Origin of the sequence: Haloterrigena salifodinae, assembly GCF_003977755.1 — an archaeon.
Classification (GTDB): domain Archaea; phylum Halobacteriota; class Halobacteria; order Halobacteriales; family Natrialbaceae; genus Haloterrigena; species Haloterrigena salifodinae.
Window position 1 is genome coordinate 101,498 of record NZ_RQWN01000007.1, and the last position, 18,476, is coordinate 119,973.

At 63.8% G+C, this 18,476-nt stretch carries 20 protein-coding genes; 7 read left to right on the forward strand and 13 right to left on the reverse strand.

Annotated elements, in window-relative coordinates; all coding sequences use genetic code 11:
* Positions 1-118 precede the first annotated feature (118 nt).
* Complete coding sequence (locus EH209_RS22630) at positions 119-325, forward strand: hypothetical protein (protein WP_126665068.1); 207 nt, start codon at positions 119-121, stop codon at positions 323-325.
* Here the strand turns inward: EH209_RS22630 and EH209_RS22635 are convergent.
* From EH209_RS22635 to EH209_RS22655, 5 genes are read right to left on the reverse strand one after another with little or no spacing between them, the layout of a single operon-like run.
* Positions 310-1,368: a glycosyltransferase family 2 protein gene (locus tag EH209_RS22635; RefSeq protein WP_126665069.1), complete on the reverse strand. Its 1,059-nt coding sequence runs from the start codon at positions 1,366-1,368 to the stop codon at positions 310-312. The genes EH209_RS22630 and EH209_RS22635 overlap by 16 nt on opposite strands.
* The gene (locus EH209_RS22640) at positions 1,361-2,857 is read right to left on the reverse strand and encodes a nucleotide sugar dehydrogenase (RefSeq protein WP_126665070.1); all 1,497 of its coding nucleotides are present in this window, start codon (positions 2,855-2,857) and stop codon (positions 1,361-1,363) included. The genes EH209_RS22635 and EH209_RS22640 overlap by 8 nt, the downstream gene beginning before the upstream one ends.
* Entirely contained in the window at positions 2,857-3,840 is a 984-nt protein-coding gene (locus EH209_RS22645) for a Gfo/Idh/MocA family protein (RefSeq protein WP_126665071.1), read from the reverse strand. Before EH209_RS22645 ends, EH209_RS22640 begins: the two co-directional genes overlap by 1 nt.
* A complete protein-coding gene (locus EH209_RS22650) occupies positions 3,837-5,081 on the reverse strand; it encodes a DegT/DnrJ/EryC1/StrS family aminotransferase (protein WP_126665072.1) in 1,245 nt (414 codons plus the stop codon). The genes EH209_RS22645 and EH209_RS22650 overlap by 4 nt, the downstream gene beginning before the upstream one ends.
* Positions 5,078-5,656 carry an acyltransferase gene (locus EH209_RS22655; protein WP_126665073.1) on the reverse strand — a complete coding sequence of 193 codons (579 nt, stop codon included), beginning with the start codon at positions 5,654-5,656 and terminating at the stop codon, positions 5,078-5,080. The genes EH209_RS22650 and EH209_RS22655 overlap by 4 nt, the downstream gene beginning before the upstream one ends.
* A gap of 414 nt (positions 5,657-6,070) precedes the next feature.
* Between EH209_RS22655 and EH209_RS22660 the strand changes: the two genes are divergently transcribed.
* Positions 6,071-6,604 carry a DUF7344 domain-containing protein gene (locus EH209_RS22660; protein ID WP_012946048.1) on the forward strand — a complete coding sequence of 178 codons (534 nt, stop codon included), beginning with the start codon at positions 6,071-6,073 and terminating at the stop codon, positions 6,602-6,604.
* 262 nt (positions 6,605-6,866) lie between these two features.
* Positions 6,867-7,217 carry a hypothetical protein gene (locus tag EH209_RS22665; RefSeq protein WP_126665074.1) on the forward strand — a complete coding sequence of 117 codons (351 nt, stop codon included), beginning with the start codon at positions 6,867-6,869 and terminating at the stop codon, positions 7,215-7,217.
* Here EH209_RS22665 and EH209_RS22670 read toward each other — a convergent pair.
* The 3 genes from EH209_RS22670 to EH209_RS22680 form a co-directional block, all read right to left on the reverse strand.
* Positions 7,190-8,176 (reverse strand): DUF1616 domain-containing protein, encoded by a 987-nt coding sequence (locus EH209_RS22670; RefSeq protein ID WP_126665075.1) that lies wholly within the window; start codon positions 8,174-8,176, stop codon positions 7,190-7,192. The genes EH209_RS22665 and EH209_RS22670 overlap by 28 nt on opposite strands.
* A 219-nt stretch (positions 8,177-8,395) precedes the next feature.
* Positions 8,396-8,671: a PadR family transcriptional regulator gene (locus EH209_RS22675; protein ID WP_008895651.1), complete on the reverse strand. Its 276-nt coding sequence runs from the start codon at positions 8,669-8,671 to the stop codon at positions 8,396-8,398.
* Positions 8,672-8,912: 241 nt separating this feature from the next.
* Positions 8,913-9,245 (reverse strand): winged helix-turn-helix domain-containing protein, encoded by a 333-nt coding sequence (locus EH209_RS22680; protein WP_126665076.1) that lies wholly within the window; start codon positions 9,243-9,245, stop codon positions 8,913-8,915.
* Between the two features lie 559 nt (positions 9,246-9,804).
* Between EH209_RS22680 and EH209_RS22685 the strand changes: the two genes are divergently transcribed.
* Positions 9,805-9,966 carry a DUF7563 family protein gene (locus EH209_RS22685; RefSeq protein ID WP_008895653.1) on the forward strand — a complete coding sequence of 54 codons (162 nt, stop codon included), beginning with the start codon at positions 9,805-9,807 and terminating at the stop codon, positions 9,964-9,966.
* A gap of 386 nt (positions 9,967-10,352) precedes the next feature.
* Positions 10,353-10,856 carry a DUF7344 domain-containing protein gene (locus EH209_RS22690; RefSeq protein WP_008895654.1) on the forward strand — a complete coding sequence of 168 codons (504 nt, stop codon included), beginning with the start codon at positions 10,353-10,355 and terminating at the stop codon, positions 10,854-10,856.
* Between the two features lie 87 nt (positions 10,857-10,943).
* Here EH209_RS22690 and EH209_RS22695 read toward each other — a convergent pair whose 3' ends face one another.
* From EH209_RS22695 to EH209_RS22715, 5 genes are all read right to left on the reverse strand, one after another.
* Positions 10,944-12,929, reverse strand: a complete 1,986-nt coding sequence (locus EH209_RS22695) for a DUF7282 domain-containing protein (RefSeq protein ID WP_126665077.1) — start codon at positions 12,927-12,929, stop codon at positions 10,944-10,946.
* Positions 12,930-13,082: 153 nt separating this feature from the next.
* Entirely contained in the window at positions 13,083-13,589 is a 507-nt protein-coding gene (locus tag EH209_RS22700) for a helix-turn-helix transcriptional regulator (RefSeq protein WP_126665078.1), read from the reverse strand.
* An 847-nt stretch (positions 13,590-14,436) separates the two neighbouring features.
* Positions 14,437-14,844 (reverse strand): hypothetical protein, encoded by a 408-nt coding sequence (locus tag EH209_RS22705; RefSeq protein WP_126665079.1) that lies wholly within the window; start codon positions 14,842-14,844, stop codon positions 14,437-14,439.
* A 182-nt stretch (positions 14,845-15,026) separates the two neighbouring features.
* On the reverse strand, positions 15,027-16,004 hold the full coding sequence (locus EH209_RS22710; RefSeq protein ID WP_126665080.1) for an NAD-dependent epimerase/dehydratase family protein: 978 nt from the start codon (positions 16,002-16,004) through the stop codon (positions 15,027-15,029).
* A gap of 223 nt (positions 16,005-16,227) precedes the next feature.
* Positions 16,228-16,449, reverse strand: a complete 222-nt coding sequence (locus EH209_RS22715; protein ID WP_126665081.1) for a hypothetical protein — start codon at positions 16,447-16,449, stop codon at positions 16,228-16,230.
* Between the two features lie 143 nt (positions 16,450-16,592).
* On the opposite strand from EH209_RS22715, the gene EH209_RS22720 reads away from it, so the two are divergent.
* A complete protein-coding gene (locus EH209_RS22720) occupies positions 16,593-17,984 on the forward strand; it encodes a dihydroorotase (protein ID WP_126665082.1) in 1,392 nt (463 codons plus the stop codon).
* Between the two features lie 170 nt (positions 17,985-18,154).
* Entirely contained in the window at positions 18,155-18,394 is a 240-nt protein-coding gene (locus tag EH209_RS22725; RefSeq protein ID WP_126665083.1) for a hypothetical protein, read from the forward strand.
* Positions 18,395-18,476: the final 82 nt, after the last annotated feature.

An 18,476-nucleotide genomic window follows, 5' to 3' on the forward strand; every position in this document is an offset into this window, starting at 1 on the left:
TTCTATTTCAGATTCAATCGATATTTTCACTTCTCGGTGATGGTCCTGGCGTTTGACTCGACGACCAATCGCGAAACACTTATACCCGAATCGAAAGAAGCACCGGTAACCGAGTTCTATGTCACTCTCTCGCCTGCTCTCCGGTCTCTTTACCGGATCGGAGCCCAACACCGAGTCACCAGCGACGACACAGCACAGTGGCGAGAGCGAGCCGTCGTCGACGGTCATCTACGAGTGTCGCACCTGCGGAACGACCGTCTCGGCGGACACGGTCAGGTGTCCGGCGTGTGAGGACGACGATATCGTTCGTTATTCGATCGACTGATCGGGCGTCTCGACCTCGGTCCTCGCGCCGCTGTACTCGTATCTGGTCGTCTCGAGCGATTCGTTTTCGTCGAAGTCGAGGTAGATCGCGAACCCGAGTGCGATCAGGCCGACCAGGACGGCCACGAACGAGCCGATCGCACCGGTGTACCCGTCCTTTCCGCGAAGGGCTCGGACGATCGAGTTGCCGAGTCCGGCGCTGCCGCCGAGGAGTCCCGTGGCGCCGGCGCCGTAGAGGATGACGGCGGGATGGAACTTCTCGACCACGTAGCGGGTCTTCAGCCGCCAGATGAAGCTCCGGAGCAACAGCAAGGAGACAAACCGCACGAACGGAACGTAGCGGATGCTGCTGTTTTCCTCGCCGTAGACGGCCGACATCGAGACGTCCGCGACGCGACACTCGTTGACATTGAGATGCGTCAGCACGTGGTTGAGGAAGCCGTACCGATTGGTGATCACCTCGAGGTCGAGCCGTTCGATCGTCTCCCGCGAAATGGCGGTGTAGCCGTTTTGCGGGTCTCCGATGGTCCAGTACCCCGAGGCGAACTTCGAGAGGCCGGTGAGCAGGGCGTTGCCGAAGAACCGGAACGTCGACATTCCCTCGCGGTCCTCGGGGTGGAGCAGCCGGTTGCCCTTCGCGTAGTCGGCCTCGCCCTCGACGACCGGATCGATGATCCGATCGAGGATCGCGGGGTCCATCTGGCCGTCCCCGTTCATCACGGCGACGACGTCCATCTCGTCGTTGGCGGCGTGTTTGTACCCCGTCTTGACCGCCGCTCCGTAGCCGCGGTTCTCTTCGTGGCGGATCGGCACGACCCGCCGGGAGTCGCCGCCGTCGGCCAGCGCGAGCGCCGGCTCGGGCTCGGCGTCCTCGTTGATCCGCGCGGCGACGCGCCGGATCTCCCGCCAGCTGTCGTCCGGCGAGGCGTCGTCGATGGCGTAGATCCGGTCGACGAAGTCCGGAACCGTCTCGATGACGGTCCCGACGAACGACTCCTCGTCGTAGGCCGTGACGACGACGCCGATTCGTTTGCCTTTATACATCGTCTGCCTCGGTGTTCTCGAGGGTACCGTCGGTCTCCGTTGGTCGTTCGTCGGTGCCGCCGTCAGTGGTCAGCGAGCGTTCGGCCGCCGCGATCGCGTCCGCTCCGCCGTCGCCTCGCGGCGGCCGTCCGTCCGCCGTTCCGCCGAGGGTGTACCGCCGGTGTGGCGTTCCCGAGAGGTCGACCGCGTCCCGGCCGTCAACGACGATCATCGGCTCGAGGTCGGCCCACGGAATCGCCTCGAATTCGGCGTGGGGCGTCACGACGATCGCGGCGTCGAACGATTCGTCCGCGAGGTCGTCGATCTCGACCGCTCGAGCGCCGTAGTCGGCGGGATCGACCAGCGGATCGACCCCGGCGACGTCCGCGCCGGCGTCCCGTAGCGCGTCGATCACGCCGATCGCCGGCGACGCGCGCGTCTCCTCGACGCCGGGCCGGTAGGTGATGCCCAGCACGACCACGGACGTGTCCGCGAGGGCGTCGCCGGTCGCCTCGAGTTCCTGCTCGAGTCTGCCGACGGTGACCGCCGGCATCTCGTCGTTGAGCCGGCGGGCCGTCCGCGTCAGGTCCATCGGTTCCTCGGCCTGCGAGAGCAGGAAGTGCGGGTAGAAGGGGATACAGTGACCCCCGACGCCCGGGCCGGGATCGTGAAGCTGGCACATCGGCAGGTCGTTGGCCGTCCCGATCGCCTCGCGGACCGAGATGCCGAGCTCGTCTGCCAGCCGTCCCAGTTCGTTGGCCAGCCCGATGTTGACGTCGCGGTAGACGCCCTCGAACACCTTGACGGCCTCCGCGGTCGTCGCGTCCGAGACCGGGTGTACCTCGTTGCTCGAGAGTTCGTCGTAGACGACCGCGGCGGCGCGGGTGCTCTCCGAATCGATCCCGCCGACGACCTTCGGATACGCGCCGCGGATGTCCTCCAGCGCGCGGCCGCTTGACGTCCGCTCCGGACAGAACGCCAGCCCGAACTCGTCGGCTGCGAGGCCGCTCTCCTGTTCGAGGTGCGGCCGAATGACGTCCCGGCAGGTTCCCGGCGGGAGCGTCGACTCGGCGATGACCAGATCGCCCGGCGCCAGCCCGGCGGCGATATCGTCGACGACGGATTCGACCGTCGCCAGGTTCGGCTGGTCGTCGTCGTCCAGCAGCGTCGGGACGATGATCACGTGGATTCGCGCGTTCGCGGCCGCTTCGGGGCCCTCGGTCGTCGCCTCGAGCCGACCGGCGTCGACCTGCTCGGCGACGAGCTCGTCCAGTCCCGGTTCGCCGATGACGTGGTTCTCGCCGTCGTTGATCCGGTCGACGACGTCGGGGTCGATGTCGACGCCCGTGACGTTGCCCGTCGTTTCGGCGTAGACGCCCGCCAGCGGCAGCCCCATCTTCCCGAGGCCGTAGACGGCGACCGGGATCTCGCCGTCAGTGAGCAGGTCGCGTTGGCGGTCCGGCTCGATGGCTGCGTCGTAGAGCCCGACGTCGGTTTCGTCGCCGACCATCAGACCTCCACCTCTCGTTTCTCGGTCTCCTCGGTGACCAGCGAATCGATCGTCTGGACCATCTCGAGGGCCCGGATGCCGTCTTCGGCGGTGACGACCGGCTCGGAGTCGTTCCGGGCGGCCTCGACGAACGACTCGAGTTCGTGGCGCAGCGGCTCGCCGTTGTCGACGCGGGGTCGTTCGACCACGCTTTCGTGGCGGTACCGACGCTTTCCGTCGTCGGTGAGATACTCCGGATAGGAGTCGCGGTGGATCAGCACTGACTGCTCAAGATAGTCGACCTCGACCAGACACTCGCGGGCGGTGACGGTCAGCGTCCGGACTTTCTTCTGCGTGACGCGACTGGCCGTCAGGGAGGCGACGACGTCGTCGAACTCGAGCGTCGCCGTCGCGTACTGGCCGCTCTCGGTTCCCGTCGCGGTCACCGAATCGGGCTGATCCTCGAGCAGCGAGGCGACGATGTCGAGATCGTGGACCATCAGGTCGAAGACGACGTTGCCCAGTGCGGTCCGATCGAGCGGCGGACCGAGTCGCTCGGCCTCGACGCTGATGACGTCGAGATCCTCGACCAGGTCCGTCACCGTCTGGACGGCCGGGTTGAACCGCTCGATGTGGCCGACCTGCAGGACGAGACCACGTTCCTCGGCCAGTTCAGCCAGAGCGCGGCCCTGTTCGGTCGTCTCGGCGATCGGCTTTTCGACCAGGACGTGGACGTCGGCGTTCAGACAGTCCGAGACGACGTCGTAGTGAGCCCGCGTCGGGACGGCGACCGTGACGACGTCACAGCGCTCGAGGACGGTCTCGAACGCGACGGCGTCGGTGGCGTACGCGTCGGCGACTCGCCGCGCGACCTCCTCGTCGTGGTCGGCCACGCAGGCGAGTTCGACGTCCTGTAGTTCGCTGTACACGCGCGCGTGGTTCTCGCCCATGGAGCCGACGCCGATGACGCCGGCCCGAATCGGTCGTGAAGGTGTTTCGTTCATTGGGAGTGGAAGTGGTCGGTCACTGCTTCGACGACGGTTCGTCGATCGCGCTCCGAGAGGGTCGGATGCACCGGCAGCGAGAGCACGGTCTCGGCTGCCCGCTCGGCCTCGGGAAGCGACGCAGCGGCCGTGCTCACCGTCTCGTAGGCCGGCTGGCGGTGAATCGGCGTCCCGTAGTAGACGCCGGTGTCGACGCCCCGCTCGTCGAGGGTCGCCGCCAGCTCGTCGCGCTCGTCGGTCCGGATCGTATACTGGTGGTAGGCGTGTCGGTAGCCGTCTGGCTCCGTCGGCGTCTCGACCGGCAGCTCGGCCAACTGCTCGTCGTAGTAGGCGGCGTTTTCCCGGCGCGCCCGGTTGAAATCGGGCAGCCGCTCGAGTTGCTCGCGGCCGATGGCGGCGGCGAGGCTCGTCATGCGGTAGTTGTGGCCGAGGTCGACGTGCTCGTAGCTGCCGCCCTCGCCGACGTCCCGGCCGTGGTTGACGAAGCTCGCGGCTCGGTCGGCGAGGTCGTCGCGATCGGTCGTGATCATCCCGCCCTCACCGGTCGTCATGTTCTTCGTCGGGTAGAACGAGAAGCAGGCCGCGTCGCCGAGCGAACCGACTCGCTCGCGATCGATCGCCGCGCCGTGGGCCTGGCAGGCGTCCTCGAGGACGAACAGGTCGCGCTCGTCGGCGATCTCGCGGAGCCGCTTCATGTCGGCCGCAAGCCCGTAGAGGTGGACCGGCAGCAGGCCGACGACGTCGTCGCGCTCCTCGAGGACCGCTTCGACAGCGTCCGGATCGAGCGTGTACGTTTCCGGATCGATGTCGGCGAAGACGGGCCGGGCGCCGGCGAGTCTGATCGCGTTCGCGCTCGCGACGAAGGAAAACGGCGACGTGAGCACCGCGTCGCCCTCCTCGAGGCCCAGCGCCTCGAGGGCCGCGTGTAGGGCGGTCGTCCCGTTGGAGGTCGCGACGGCCCGGTCGGTGCCGCAGTAGGCGGCGTACTCGTCCTCGAAGGCTCTGACTTCCGGCCCGTCGGCGAGCATGCCGCTCTCGAGGATCGATTCGACTCGCTCGACCGCGTCGTCGCTGAGCGTCGGGTTCGCGATGGAGACGGAGTCGCTGGTCTCGGTTCCCTCGTCGCTCGGCTCCGGCGCATCGCTTTCGGCCTCGGCCTCGGCGACGCCGCCGTCGGCCTCGGCTACTGGCTCAGTGCCTGGCTCGCGTCCGGCGTCGGTGTCGGTATCGGGATCAGTCATGCGATTTGGTTTGCTCCCTCGAGCGGTTCGGGCAACGCCTGAACCGTCGCCGGCGTGCCGACGGCGAGCGTGTCCGGCGGGACGTCCTCGGTGACGACCGACCCGGCGGCGACGAAGGCGTTCTCGCCGACGGTGACGCCGGGCAACAGCGTCGCGTTCGCGCCGATCGATGCGCCGTCCTCGATCGTCGGCCCTTCGAGGCCGTTGTCCGTCCTGATCGGGTACTCGTCGTTCGTCAGGGCCGCGCTCGGCCCGATGAAGACGTTATCACCGATCGTCGTCTCGGTCGGAATGTAGACGTTCGTCTGGAGGCTGACGTGGGAGCCAATCGTCGTCTGGCCGTCGATGACCGTCTTGGTGCCGACGAGGACGTCGTCGCCCATCGTCGTCCCTTCCCGGACCAGGACGTCGTGGCCGGTCGTGAACTCGTCGCCGATCGTCACGTCGCCGTAGACGATCGAGCCGGCCCTAATCGTCGCGCCGTCGCCGACTCGCGTTGGTTCGTCGAACTCGCCGTATCCAACCGTCGCATCGTCGTCGACCGTGCAATCCTCCCCGTGGACGAACTCGCTCACGGCATCTCACCTCCGGAGCTGTTCCTCGAGATCGTGCCAGGTGTGCGAAACTGTCGTGTTGGCTGATACATGAGTACTCGATACCCGCGTGGGCAATCGTGCTGATACAGCCGGTAACACGGCTTTGTTATCCCTGCCCTGAGGCTGCCGTAGTCACGAACTATACACGTGAGGACTGCCGACCTGGTGAAATTACCGCGATACAGGCGATTCCGAGTGCATTTAGCCGATCCGAACTACTATTCCTCGAAAAATGTCGGATTAGACGTCAGTCACGGCCGGAAACTGGTATAAATCCCTTTCGTACGGGTAGCCGAGTGATAGTAAAGTGCCAATCCCTGGCATTCAGTGACGTGAGGTATCCGAATAGCCCCGGAGACCGGATTCAGAAACCGGTCTGGGAACGCGAGGACTATGTCTGAACACGAACTGACACAGGCCGAACTGTTCGACGTCTTCAGCAACGCTCGTCGGCGACGGACCGTCCAGTATCTCAAGCGGCAGGGCGGCGCCTGCGATCTCGCTCCGCTCGTCGAACAGGTCGCTGCCTGGGAAAACGACGTTGACCCGGACGAGGTAACGCGCACGCAGCGTCGGCGAGTGTACATTTCCCTGTACCAAACCCACCTGCCGATGCTCGAAGAACACGGGATCGTCGACTGGGATCCCGACGATCACACCATCGATCTCCTCCCCCACGAGGACGTCTTCGACCCCTACCTCGATCACCGACTCGAGGATCAACGGGAGTGGCACCGGCCGTACGTGACGGTAACGGCGTTGGGTGTCCTCGGACTCGTAATCTCGTGGCTCTCGATCGGTCCCCTGACGGCGGCCGCCGCCCCGGTCGTCGCACTGACGCTTTGCCTGCTCGTTCTCGCCCTCGCAGTGGTCCAGCACGTCTCGCGGCGACCCGACCTCGAGTTGCCCCTCGGCTTGACGAGCTAGCGACCGTTCCCTACGCCGCCCGACCGGTTCTGCGCGCCATTTGTTCCCGCCGAGACTCGCGTCTCCCTTCCCCGTCTAGTTCGTTCGCTGGCCTCCGGGTTCGCCGTTCGCGCGGCCCGCGGGACCGTCGGCCTTGCGTCGGCGCAACCGGCTCCGCTACCAAAATTGTTTGCTCTCGTTACGGACGACACCGACTACTAATCCTGTATTACCAACTGCCGATGTAAAAAATCTCATTTTTCTCATTGGCCAGTCTCTCAATGTGGACTTCGACTCCCGCGGAAACGCCCTCTGGACGAACGATGACAGCACTCACTGGACGAACGACGACTGGGACGTCGAGCGCGCGCCGTCGATCGACGACGCCCCTCGCCTCGGCTGGCGGATTCCGTCCGTTTTCCGGATGTCCGGATCGGCTTCCCTGACGTTCCTGAAACAGCCGCGCTCCGGTCAAAACGGGATCCGAGCGGTGCGGCCAAGGAACGGAGCGGTCGTCGAGCGCTCCGCCACAGCGGGGCCGTCGCCGTCGGCGCTCGAGACCGGCGGGCGAATCGCGATCGTCGCGTCTCCGGCGTCGGAGACGCGTCACTCCTCGACGGTTACCCAGAAGTAGGTGTCTTCCTCGGCGTTCTCGTTCGTCGGCTCTTCCGGCGGCTCTCCCTCGTACAGGAGGACGCTAATCCGGACGGTTTCGCCCTCCGATGCCGTCGGCGTGACGCTCAGCTCGCCGGTCCCCGTCGTCCCGTCGTCGAGGGTGGTCTCGAGGTCCTCGAGCCGCGTCCGTTCGACGACACTGTCGTCTTCGATCACCTGCTCCTGGACGACGACCGTGTAGTCGGTCGCCTCGCCTTCTTGATTCGTGATCGAGACGGTCACCGGGACGGATTCGCCAGGCGCGACCTCGTCGGTGATGTTGCCGGCGACCATCTCCTCGCCGCTGTTGTCGCTGTACAGCGCCAGTTCGGTGTAGCCGCCGGTCGACGGCGGCACGAGAAAACCGAACAGGAGCGCGCCCGCAGCCGCCCCAATCGCGAGCACGACCAGTATCGAGGAGGCCGTCGCAACGGCGCTCTCGTCGCCCCGGAGTCGCGCGAGCGACGCGAGCGGGGAGACGGTAAACCGCTCCGACGCCGGCGTTCGGAACCGCCTGATGACGCCGAGCTGTGCGAGCACGACGGTGACGACACAGAGCGTCGCCGCCGTCGAAATGGTCGTAAAGCCCCACTGGGTAAACGGCAGGGCGATCCCGGCGATCGGAACAACCGCCAGCGAGAGCGCGACCGCAAGCCCCAGTCGCTCGACGACGTCGATGCCGCGGGACTGTCGATCGATCGCCGTCGATGTCGCCTCTCGCCCGCTCCGATCGGCCGCCGGGAACAGAATCGAGACCAGCGCGTACCCCGGGAGGAACAGCACCAGCGGGAAGGTGACGAGCAACCGCACCACGTTCCCGTCCGGGGTAGCCGTTGCGATTCCGTACGCCAGTATTGCGGCGATCGAGACGACGGCGAGATCGAACGGATACTGGCGGATGACACCGACTCCCGTCAGGCGACTCGTTCCGTGACTCATCGGTTAGCCACCGGGAGTTGATCGGGGGGGCGTAATCCGTCTGAAGACGACACGTAGAGCATTCTCGCTTCGGTCTCTCTTCCGGGAATCGCTTTGTTATGGTCGGGTTACCGCGCCGTCGGTCGGATCGATCGTCGACACCGGTCTCGTGCGTGATACGTTTTCGCCGGCTACCGCCGACAGACGCCAGTCGGCTTCACCTGCGGCTCCCGAATACCGCTAGAAATCGACGTACTGTTCTTCCCACTCACGACGTTCCTGGATTCGTTCCTGGCCCGTCTCCGTGATCGCGTAGTAGTTCGTCCGTCTGTCGAGCTCTCCCTTCTCGACGAGTTCCTTGTTGACGAGCGTATCGAGGTTCGGATACAGTCGCCCGTGATTGATCTCGGAGCTGTAATACTTCTCGACTTCGTCCTTGACGGTCTGTCCTGACGGCTGATCTGCGCCTGCGATCACGTACAGGAGGTCCCGCTGGAAGCCGGTCAGATCGTGCATTGCTCAATCACAGTGACCATTCCCCTGAGTAGATATTTGTTATCCGTATCATACAGGGATGTTAGAACTCCTTTCAAGACATATCCGCGGAACTAAAGTGCACGTTCCGGCGATTCTCTCTCCAGAGAGACGATCCGTACCTGTCGCGTCGGGCGACAACTGTCGCTCACTTGCCTCTCGGCGTCCCTGTTGATCCGCTCGGTCGGGCAGCCCCCAATGAGACCGATCTCGTCGGCCGCGCTCACTCGTCAGTGGACGGCATCGAAACGTCGATCCCGTCCGCACAGATCTCTACCTCGAGCGTTTCGATCGTCGCTTCGTAGGCCGTCGTATGCGAGCCGTCGTCGTCGAAACGAACGCACTCGGAGAGGAGTCCGCTCTCGAGGAGGTTGTTGATCCGTCGATACACCGTCGCCGACGAACTGTCCGTTCGCTTCGTCAGCTCCTTTGCCGTCTTCGGCCCGTCGCTCGTGGCGACGAGAATCATTCGTGCGCATTCGTCACCGAGCACGTCGAGCTGGGCGGACGGGTCGGGCGTGGATTCCGTTCGTGTATCGCTTGCTTGCATTGACATCGTCGTATTCACCGAGTTCGTGGAGATCGACTTCGTTCGCTCTCGCGGGAGAGGGCTCGATACGGATCGACTGGACGTGGTCCGCCCCGGTCGCGGATACCACCGTTACATTCCAGCACGACGATCGGTAAGCGATAGTGGTATTTTATAACGATGTACCTTATCGGTTGGAAACATCAGTATTCGACGCCGAAACTCGACGTTTCTCGCTCGAAATACCGTATTTCGAGCCGGCTCGAGACGCTCAATACGACCTTTGAACGCCGAATGCGGGCAAAGCCATCTGAATTCACTGTCCCAATCACTGGGACGAAATCTCTCCAGGCAGTCCTTCGACGGCAGTACAGCACGCTACGGGGTCGGAAACTACGTATTTCGCGGTTCTCGGAACCGCTTGTGAGGTGAACGGTCTCCGTCCTTTATTCATATCTACCCCCCTCGGTAGGATGTCGTTCGGACGAGTGCGATAGTCTCGCGGTCGGATCCGCCGCCGTTCGTCACTGCTCGTCCGCGTACCACCCCCCCAACCATGAAATCCACCCAACAAGACTGGAAGCCCATGGAATCGTCGACGGCAGGCGCTCGCTGTCGAAACTGCGGCACCCACGTCACACAGCAGTTCGCACGCGTTTTCGGCGATAACGGCGATATCGTCCACGGGTGTCCGGCCTGTACGACGTACCGCGAAATGCAGTCCGGCGGCCACCTCCCCGGTGAGTAACGCGCCGGGCTCCAACTGTGACGTTCTGACTGCGGTTGACTGTTTTTCGCGACGACGCGTAACTCGAGATCCCTAGTCCCATCGCTGGACGATACGCCCCGTGTTCCGGACTCGATCGATTCCTCCGCCGGTCGCTCGGTGGTGCGAACCGCCCGTCTCCGAGGGAGACGTGGTCGTATCACGAGGCAACTGCAGGTGCCCTCGAGTGCGGCGTCGCGGTCCCAGTGTACCCTCGCCTTACTCGATAGCCCGCGTCGCCGCGCGTCCTCGAAGGCGAACAGCGACGTCCTAGCCTGCAAAAGTTAAAGTCGGTGGTCTGCGAAAGGCAAGCGTGCATGGTAGCTGGTGGTGGACTGTTCGTGGAGCACGCGTTCGCTTTCTGATCGATGTCTGTCCAGACGAACCGAACTGAGTCGCTCGAGGAAAGTGAAGTCTTTCACATCCTCGGGAACGACAGACGACGGGCGATCGTACAGTTGCTCGCCGAAGAGGCCGGACAGGTCGACGTCTCGGATATCGCCTCGGAGATCGCCGCCAGCGAGACGGATACGACCCCCGTTCCGAACAACCTCTACAAGAGCGTTTACGTCTCCCTCCAGCAGACGCATCTCCCGCAGCTGCAGGAGGACGCCGTCATCGAGTACGACTCCGACTCGAAGACGATCACGCCGGGACCGAACTTCGAGGACGTCTTACAGTACATCGACGGCCACGGCGAACTGCAGGCCTCGGTTCTGCAACTCCACCTGGCCTTCTGTATCGTCGGCCTCGCGATCATCGCGTTCGCCGGTCTCGGTATCCCGCTCGTCTCGAGCATCGATCCGGTGCTCTCGAGCGTCCTCGTGTTCCTGATCGTCGCCGCGAGCAGTCTGTATCGCCTACTCAGCTGATCGTCTCGCCTTTCCGCGGGGACCCGTCGTCACTTCTCCCGCCGTCCGCTCGAAAAAAGTCCGCCCGCCTGCGTCGCGTCGTTCGACTCAGTTCGTGGCGGTAGTGTTCGTCGTCGTGTTAGCGCTCTCGTTGACGGTGACGTTGGTGTCTCCGTCGACGGTCGTATCGTTCTCGAGGTCGCCGTCACCGCTCGTCGGCGCGGTGATCTCGATCGCGCTGACTTCGCCGGAGAATTCGCTGAGGACCATGTGGACGTACTGCCCGGACTCGAGGTCGCTCGTATCGACCTCGAATTGGACGTCAGTGGTTTCGCCGGCTGCCAGCGTTACCCCCTGAGCTTCGATCAGGTCACCGTCCAGACGGAACTGGACCGCTTCGGTTCGTTCCGCATCTGTCGGGTTCGTGACTGTTGCCGTGACGGTGAGCGGCTCACCGGCTTCGGCGGTGTCGGGCGCCTGGAGGTTCTCTACCGTGAATGAGTCAGCGGCCTCGGGTTGCTCTTCGACCGGCTCCTCGGTCTCGTTCGGCTCTTCGACGACCGGTTCTTCGGTTTCGTTCGGCTCTTCGACGACCGGTTCTTCGGTTTCGTTCGGCTCTTCGATGACCGGTTCTTCAGTCTCGTTCGGCTCTTCGACGACCGGTTCTTCGGTTTCGTTCGGCTCTTCGACGACCGGTTCTTCGGTTTCGTTCGGCTCTTCGATGACCGGTTCTTCAGTCTCGTTTGGCTCCTCGACGACTGGTTCTTCGGGTTCTTCGATCGGTTCTTCGGTCTCGTTAGGTTCCTCGACCGGCTGCTGAGGGAGTTCACCGATGTCACCGATGAATACGAAGACGGTCGCCTCTTCGATGACGATCTCGGCGTTGCCGTCATCGGTCATTCCGAACTGCATCTCGTCCGACGAGTCGGTCTCGTTTGCCTGCTCGTGGACCGAGTCGCTCATTCCGGCGTGGTGCTGGCTGACTGGAACGACCGTGACCTGCCCGACCGTGACGTCTATCTGCTGCTCACCCATCTCGAGCGTGGTCTCGGTGGCAGCGTCGGTCTCGCCGGACACATTGGAGTCGGTCTCGTTAGCAGTATCGGTGCCGTCCTCGACGGGGACACCGTTACCTTCGTACCCGGAGTCGCCCGCATCGGTTGCAGGAGTGTCCGCGTGGTCGCCGGTGAACACGAAAACGGTCAGGTTTTCGATGACAACGTTGATCCTGCCATCATCGATTTCCTCGGGCTGTTCTTCGGTTTCGTTCGGCACCTCCACCGGTTCTTCCTCGACCGGCTCTTCAGTCTCGTTCGGCACCTCGACTGGTTCCTCGGTCTCGTTCGGCACCTCGACCGGCTCTTCAGTCTCGTTCGGTTCCTCGACCGGTTCTTCAGTCTCGTTCGGCACCTCGACCGGCTCTTCAGTCTCGTTCGGCTCCTCGGCTGTCGGTTCGCCAACGGTGACGACGGCCTGATCGGTGACCGGATCATCCGTCGCCGTCAGGTACGGAATGTCGGCTGCACCCTGGGTTTCGACGAAATCGTATGTCTCGTTCGCGTTCGTGTCGCGATGTGGCATCGCGATCAGCGTCTCGTCTTCCGCGAGCGGTTCGTCGAGTGTCACCTCAACGTTCTCGTGCGTTCCTGCCTCGAGATACGCGGACGTCCCGATGACACTCGTGAAGACGTTTTCACCGCCGGCCAGCAGGCTGCTGTCGTGGATGACCACGAAGCCGCCGCTCGCCATCGTCACGTTGTCGACGACGACCGTCTCGCCCTCGGTCGCCTGATCGCTGAAGTTGACGTAGGCGTCCTGCTCGCTGTCAACTTCCTCGTCGATCAGTTCGTCCGACTGGTTTTCCTCGCCAGTCGGTTCTTCCGCATCGCTGTCGTTCGGTTCCTCCGCGACACCATCGGTAGAGTCCGCTGCTGTCGATGTGTCGTTCCCCTCCTCGAGTACGTCGGTCCCATCGTCGTCGTCTTGGGTGTGCTCGTCGACGGTTGCCGGCGCCGCACCGGCGACCATCGCCCCGCTCGAGCACACCATCATCAACGAGATGAGTACCACGAGTAGCTGATTGCGTGCGTTCATGTCTGTGCCGTAATGGCACCGATTACTCCGTCCGTTCGCCGCATAAACCGCCACAACCATTTCATCACGTAACAGGAAACTACGGCTACGAGAACCGAAGTCCGGTTTCGGACCGGTTCCGGAAAACAACGGTTGTTGATAGCTTCGCGGTCCTCATTCGTTTTTCGGCGTCTCGGGCGACTGGGAGGCCGTCGGCTCGTGACCCGGCAAACAGACCAGGTTCTCGCGGCCGAGCCGGAGTTTCGTGATGTGGCCCTCCTCCTCGAGTTCGGCGAGCAGTCGGCTGACCTTCGCTTTCGACCAGTCGACGTCGTTGACGATCTTCGACTGTTTCATCCGCCCGCCGTTCTCGCGGATGAGCTGCTGGACGTGCTCGCGATCGGTGAGAAACTCCTCGCGGCGCGGTTCCGGATCGGCCACGAAGGCGTTCTGTTGATCGAACCGGTTGCGGGCGACGAGGACGCCCCCCAGAAGTGCGAGCGCAACGATTCCCGCAAGCGCCGCGACGTGCGGGCTCCACTCGAGCTGGAGTGGCCGAGTCAACGGGCTCACGTCACCCAGTGACTCGGAGGAAAGTGTCGATACGATTGGTTCGTTGCCGATGCTACTCGGACCGGAGTCGGCGATCATCGCGAGACTAGCTCGGAAGTGAATGCTCATGTGAATTGGATGGGCCTTGATTCGCTCACGCTCTCGTTTCCCTGTACCGTCGATACCGCTCCCCAAAATGTTTTTTATCGATCATTTATCGTTCCTGTACAGTATTTCACGATCGGTGATGGGGTTGGTCGCTCGGTGGATCGTCGAGGTTCCCGCTGCGGTTAGCGATCCCTACGCGCCCGGTGCACGCCGCTCCAGCGCCCCGTCGGTTCGCGCGATTCCCCCGTAGACGGCCGTTGCAGCCGATCGGATTTCGACTGCCGAACTTGTCAGCTATTTTGCCGATGGTGGGAGGCGCAACGGTGCTTCGGAGAGCCGTAGACCGAGGGTTCGAATAAACTGGGTCGGACGTTTGAAACGACTAGCCGGGATTCGTTCCGATTCAGACGGTAAGCGATCAATTCGATGAGTGTCTCGAGAACCGAAATCAGCCGAGCGCCGATTGATCGGCGTCTCGGGCTCCCTCTGAACCGATCTCGCGTGAGCCGTTTCATTCACTCGAGTAGACCGGAACCGGGGCATTAGCGAGACGGATCGTCCGCTTCGTTCGGGTCAGTCCAGTCACCTGACACCACTTGAGCGAGTCGCGACAACGACCGGAGCTGCACGCGGCTACGGGTGCCGCTGCGTCAACGAGCGATACCGTGCTGCGAGTAGTGTTACGGTGTGATTCGATCGCGCTTGAGGTGGTGCACGTCACGGCTCAGGACCGAGGGTGCGCGGGACAGTTCAGGATCAGTCACCGCTCCTGTGGTGGTACGGTTTCGGACTGTAAACGGTCCCGCGCGAGAAGAGACCGAGAATGAGCGGCCAGCCGCGACGCTGGCGCGGGCGGCTCTCGTCTGCTCTAGACGCCCGGCACGCCAGCGGCCTCGAATCCGGTGACGCCGATAAGCGCGAGGACGTAGAGCACGACCAGGACCGACAGCCAGGCGACGATCGTAATCGCGGCGGCGTCGATCCAGCCGCCCGGATACCGGGAGTTGATCACCGCGAGGTAGGCCACGAAGACCAGCAGCGGACCGAGCAGCGGAATCCAGCCGAGGAAGAACCCGACGACGCCCCAGACGACCGCCCCGATCAACGCCGTGACGAGCGCGTACGTGTAGTCCTCGGAGTCGACGATCACCTTCGCGCCGACGTAGATGCCGACCGCGCCGATCAGCAGGCTGACGGCGAAGACGATGAGACTCTGTACGGGCGTTGCGCCGCTCTGACCGGGCACCGTGGCGACACCGGTGAGACTCTCGATCATACCCGTTCGTGAGGCGGCGTATTCCGTTAGTTATCTTTCACCTACACTCACGGAAACGCCGTTCCATCCGCTACTAACTCGGTTTTCGAGCGTCTCCCGAGAAGAGCGTCCAACATTGGTAGTCGATATCAAACTCTTCCGCTGGGAGCAGTTCCGGTCGTTTGCTACCCTGCACACTAGCTTCAGCTGATGGTTCGTTCTTCTTGGCTCGATTCGACGTCGGCGTCCGACGGCGTCAGCCGCGTCCCGTCAACGAGCGATTGAATCCCACTTTTGAGGCTCACGCGCGGTTCGAACCCGAGCGTCCGCTTCGCTTTGGAGACGTCCGCGCCGCTGTGTCTGATGTCGCCGGGACGGGAATCGCGGTGGACGATCGGCGAGTCGGAGTCGGTCGCATCCGTGATCGTCTCCGCCAGTTCCTTGATCGACGTCCGGCTTCCCGTGCCGATGTTGTAGGCCTCGCCGACCGCATCGGTCGTCGCCGCCCGGAGGTTCGCCCGGATGATATCGCTGACGTGGACGAAGTCCCGGGTCTGTTCGCCGTCGCCCTCGATCGTAACGGGTTCTCCCGCGCGCGCCTGCTCGAGAAACGTCGAGATGACGCCGCTGTAGGGGCCCTGCTGGCGCGGCCCGTAGGCGTTGAAGTACCGCAGCGCGACCGTCTCGAGATCGTACAGCTCCGCGTAGCGGCGAGCGTACTGGTCGACGGCGAGCTTCTGGATGCCGTAGGGCGAGGCCGGATCGGTCGACGCGGTTTCCGAGATGGGAAGCTCATCGGGGTGGCCGTACACCGCGGCGCTCGAGGCGACGACGACCCGGGCGTCCTCCTGGCGAGCCTGTTCCAAGACCAGCAGGCTCGCGTCGAGATTCGTCTCGTTGCTCCGCCGCGGAGCGTCGACGCTACGGGAGACGCTGACGAGCGCGGCGTGGTGGAAGATGACGTCGACGCCGCGGGCCGCCCGCTGGAGGGCGATCGGATCGCCGACGTCGCCCTCGACGATCGTCACGCCGTCGGGGAGATAGCTCCGGTCGCCCGACGAGAAGTTATCGAGGACCCGGACCTCGTTGTGCGGCGCCAATGCCCCGACGAGGTGGCTCCCGATAAAGCCCGCACCGCCGGTGACGAGCACCGTTTTGTCGCGAATCGCTGCTGTATCCATTGGGTCGTCCCACCAGCCACCCGCTGTTTAGTATCCGATTCGTACCGTCGCACGCGCGGGCGCGCACCTCGGTAAGGCGCTGCTTACACCGGGATTCATCGTCCTGCTCGAGCGGAGCGGACGGTGAGACAGTTCGCGGACGGTGGGTGGGCGAACGCCGCGGATACCGTCAGCCTGTAGCGGCGGTCGACGGACAACCGACTCGAGTACGGGCGCTCCGTTTCTACCGGGGATTCTCTCCCTGGTCGGCTTCGACGGGGTATTTCTTGACGAGCGTTGTGCCGGCCTCGATCAGAACGTAGATTGGGAGGAGAACAAAGAGCAGGAGGCCGACGAGATCGACGAGATCAGCAAACGGCGGTTTCGCCATCCCAGACTCCATATTGAAATAGATCACCACGATGAACCACAGTGTTGCCGCCCGGAATATCGTCTCTGCTTCCATATTTGAATATATTATAGTTATCCGTAAATATCAATTGAACACCTTCTCTGCTATCGACTCCGTTCGTTCGGCGTCACTCGTCGAATTAGAGATGCGAGTCGTTTGGGGAAGCTATATGCGCGCCCCTCAGCAACCACTCGGCAATGACCGTTGATCTCGTCGTACGCAACTGTACCGTCGTCACGCCGGCGGGCCGCTCGCCCGACTCGGGCGTCGCCGTCGAGGACGGTGAGATCGTCGCCGTCGCCCACAGCGACCGCCTTCCCGAGGCGGACCGCGTCGTCGACGGCGAAAGGAACGCGCTGGTGCCGGGGATCGTCGACGGCCACATCCACAACCGCGAGCCTGGCCTCGAGTACAAGGAAGACTGGGAGTCGGCCACGCGGGCCGCGGCCGCCGGCGGCGTGACGACCGTCGTCGGGATGCCCAACACGGACCCGGTCATCGACCGACCCGAGAACCTCGAGTTGAAGTTCGAGCGCGGCGAGGCGTCGGCCCACGTCGACTTCCAGAGCTACGCGGTCGTCACGAGCGAGAACATTGACTTGATCCCCGAAATCAACGCGGTCGGGCCGCTCGGGTTCAAGATTTTCCTCGGATCGACGGTGGGCGACGTCCCGCCGCCGAACGACGGCGAGATCCTCGAGGCGATGGAGACGATCCGCGAGACCGGCAAACGGCTGGGCTTCCACGAGGAGAACGGGGAGATCATCGACCACTACACGGAGCGGTTCAAGGCCGAGGGGCGAAACGACCCCATCGATCACTCCCACTCCCGGCCTGTGATCGCCGAGCGGGAGGCCGTCGAGCGGATGATCACCTTCGCCGAGGAGACCGGCGCGAAGGTCCACATGTTCCACGTCTCTTCGGGGTCGGCCGCCGAGGCCGTCGCCCGCGGCAAGGAACGCGGCGTCGACGTCACCGCCGAGACGACGCCCCACTACCTCTGGTTCACCGAGGAAGTCATGCGCGAGAAGGGGAATCCGGCCCGCATTCAGCCCCCCATTCGGGACGCCGACGAGCGCGAGAAGCTCTGGGAAGTCGGTATCGACGAGGGCGCGATCGACATCGTCGCGACCGACCACGCCCCTCACACCCCCGAGGAGAAGAAAGTCGACGACCCGTTCGGCAATACCTGGGACGCCATCTCGGGCTTCGTCGGCCTCGAGACCGAGGTTCCGGTCATGCTCACCTTCGTCGATCAGGGCCGACTCTCCCTCGAGGAGTGGGTGCGACGGCACTCCACCCGTCCGGCACAGGTCTGGGGCATGTACCCCCAGAAGGGCTCGCTACAGGTCGGCACCGACGCCGACTTCACGATTGTCGATCCCGATCGGGAGTGGACCCTCGAGGACGCCGACGAACTTCACTCCAAGAACTGCGTGACGCCCTTCATCGGCGAGTCCTTTACCGGCAAGGCGGTGACGACCGTCGTCCGCGGCGAGGTCGTCTACGAGGGCGGCGAAGTCGTCGGCGACTCCGGCTACGGGACTCGCGTCGCGGTCGACGAGACGAACGATATCGACGACGTGTAGCGACGACGGCCCCGACAACATCGGACAGTGCCGGTACCGGCCGCTTCCGATTATTCCGTTCGTTCGGACGGGAACGGATGTCGTTGATACCGACGATTCTCATTTCGTGAAAGTGGCGGAGGGTTTATATTCATCGTCCGATCCATCGAATTCGATGAGGGTCACCACCCATGACCGAATCCGAACCCGAGGCAGACGAGGACCGAGAGACGGACGAAGCAGACAAGACGGCGGAGCTTCGGTCGGTGTACCTCTCCGTGACCGACGGTGACACCGATCCCGTCGTCGAGTCCCAACAGGAGGACTCGACCTCCCGCGAGATCCGCGAGGAACGCGCCGACGAAGCCGTCGGCCCGGCGGAACTGCACGGACTCGACGACGCGATCGACGACGCCGAACCCGCCGACTAACGGTCGGCGCCGTCCCCGTTCGGTGAGAGCCGCCTGCCGCTACTGCGGATCCACGTTGTCCGCCGTAGCGGATGCTCCCCGC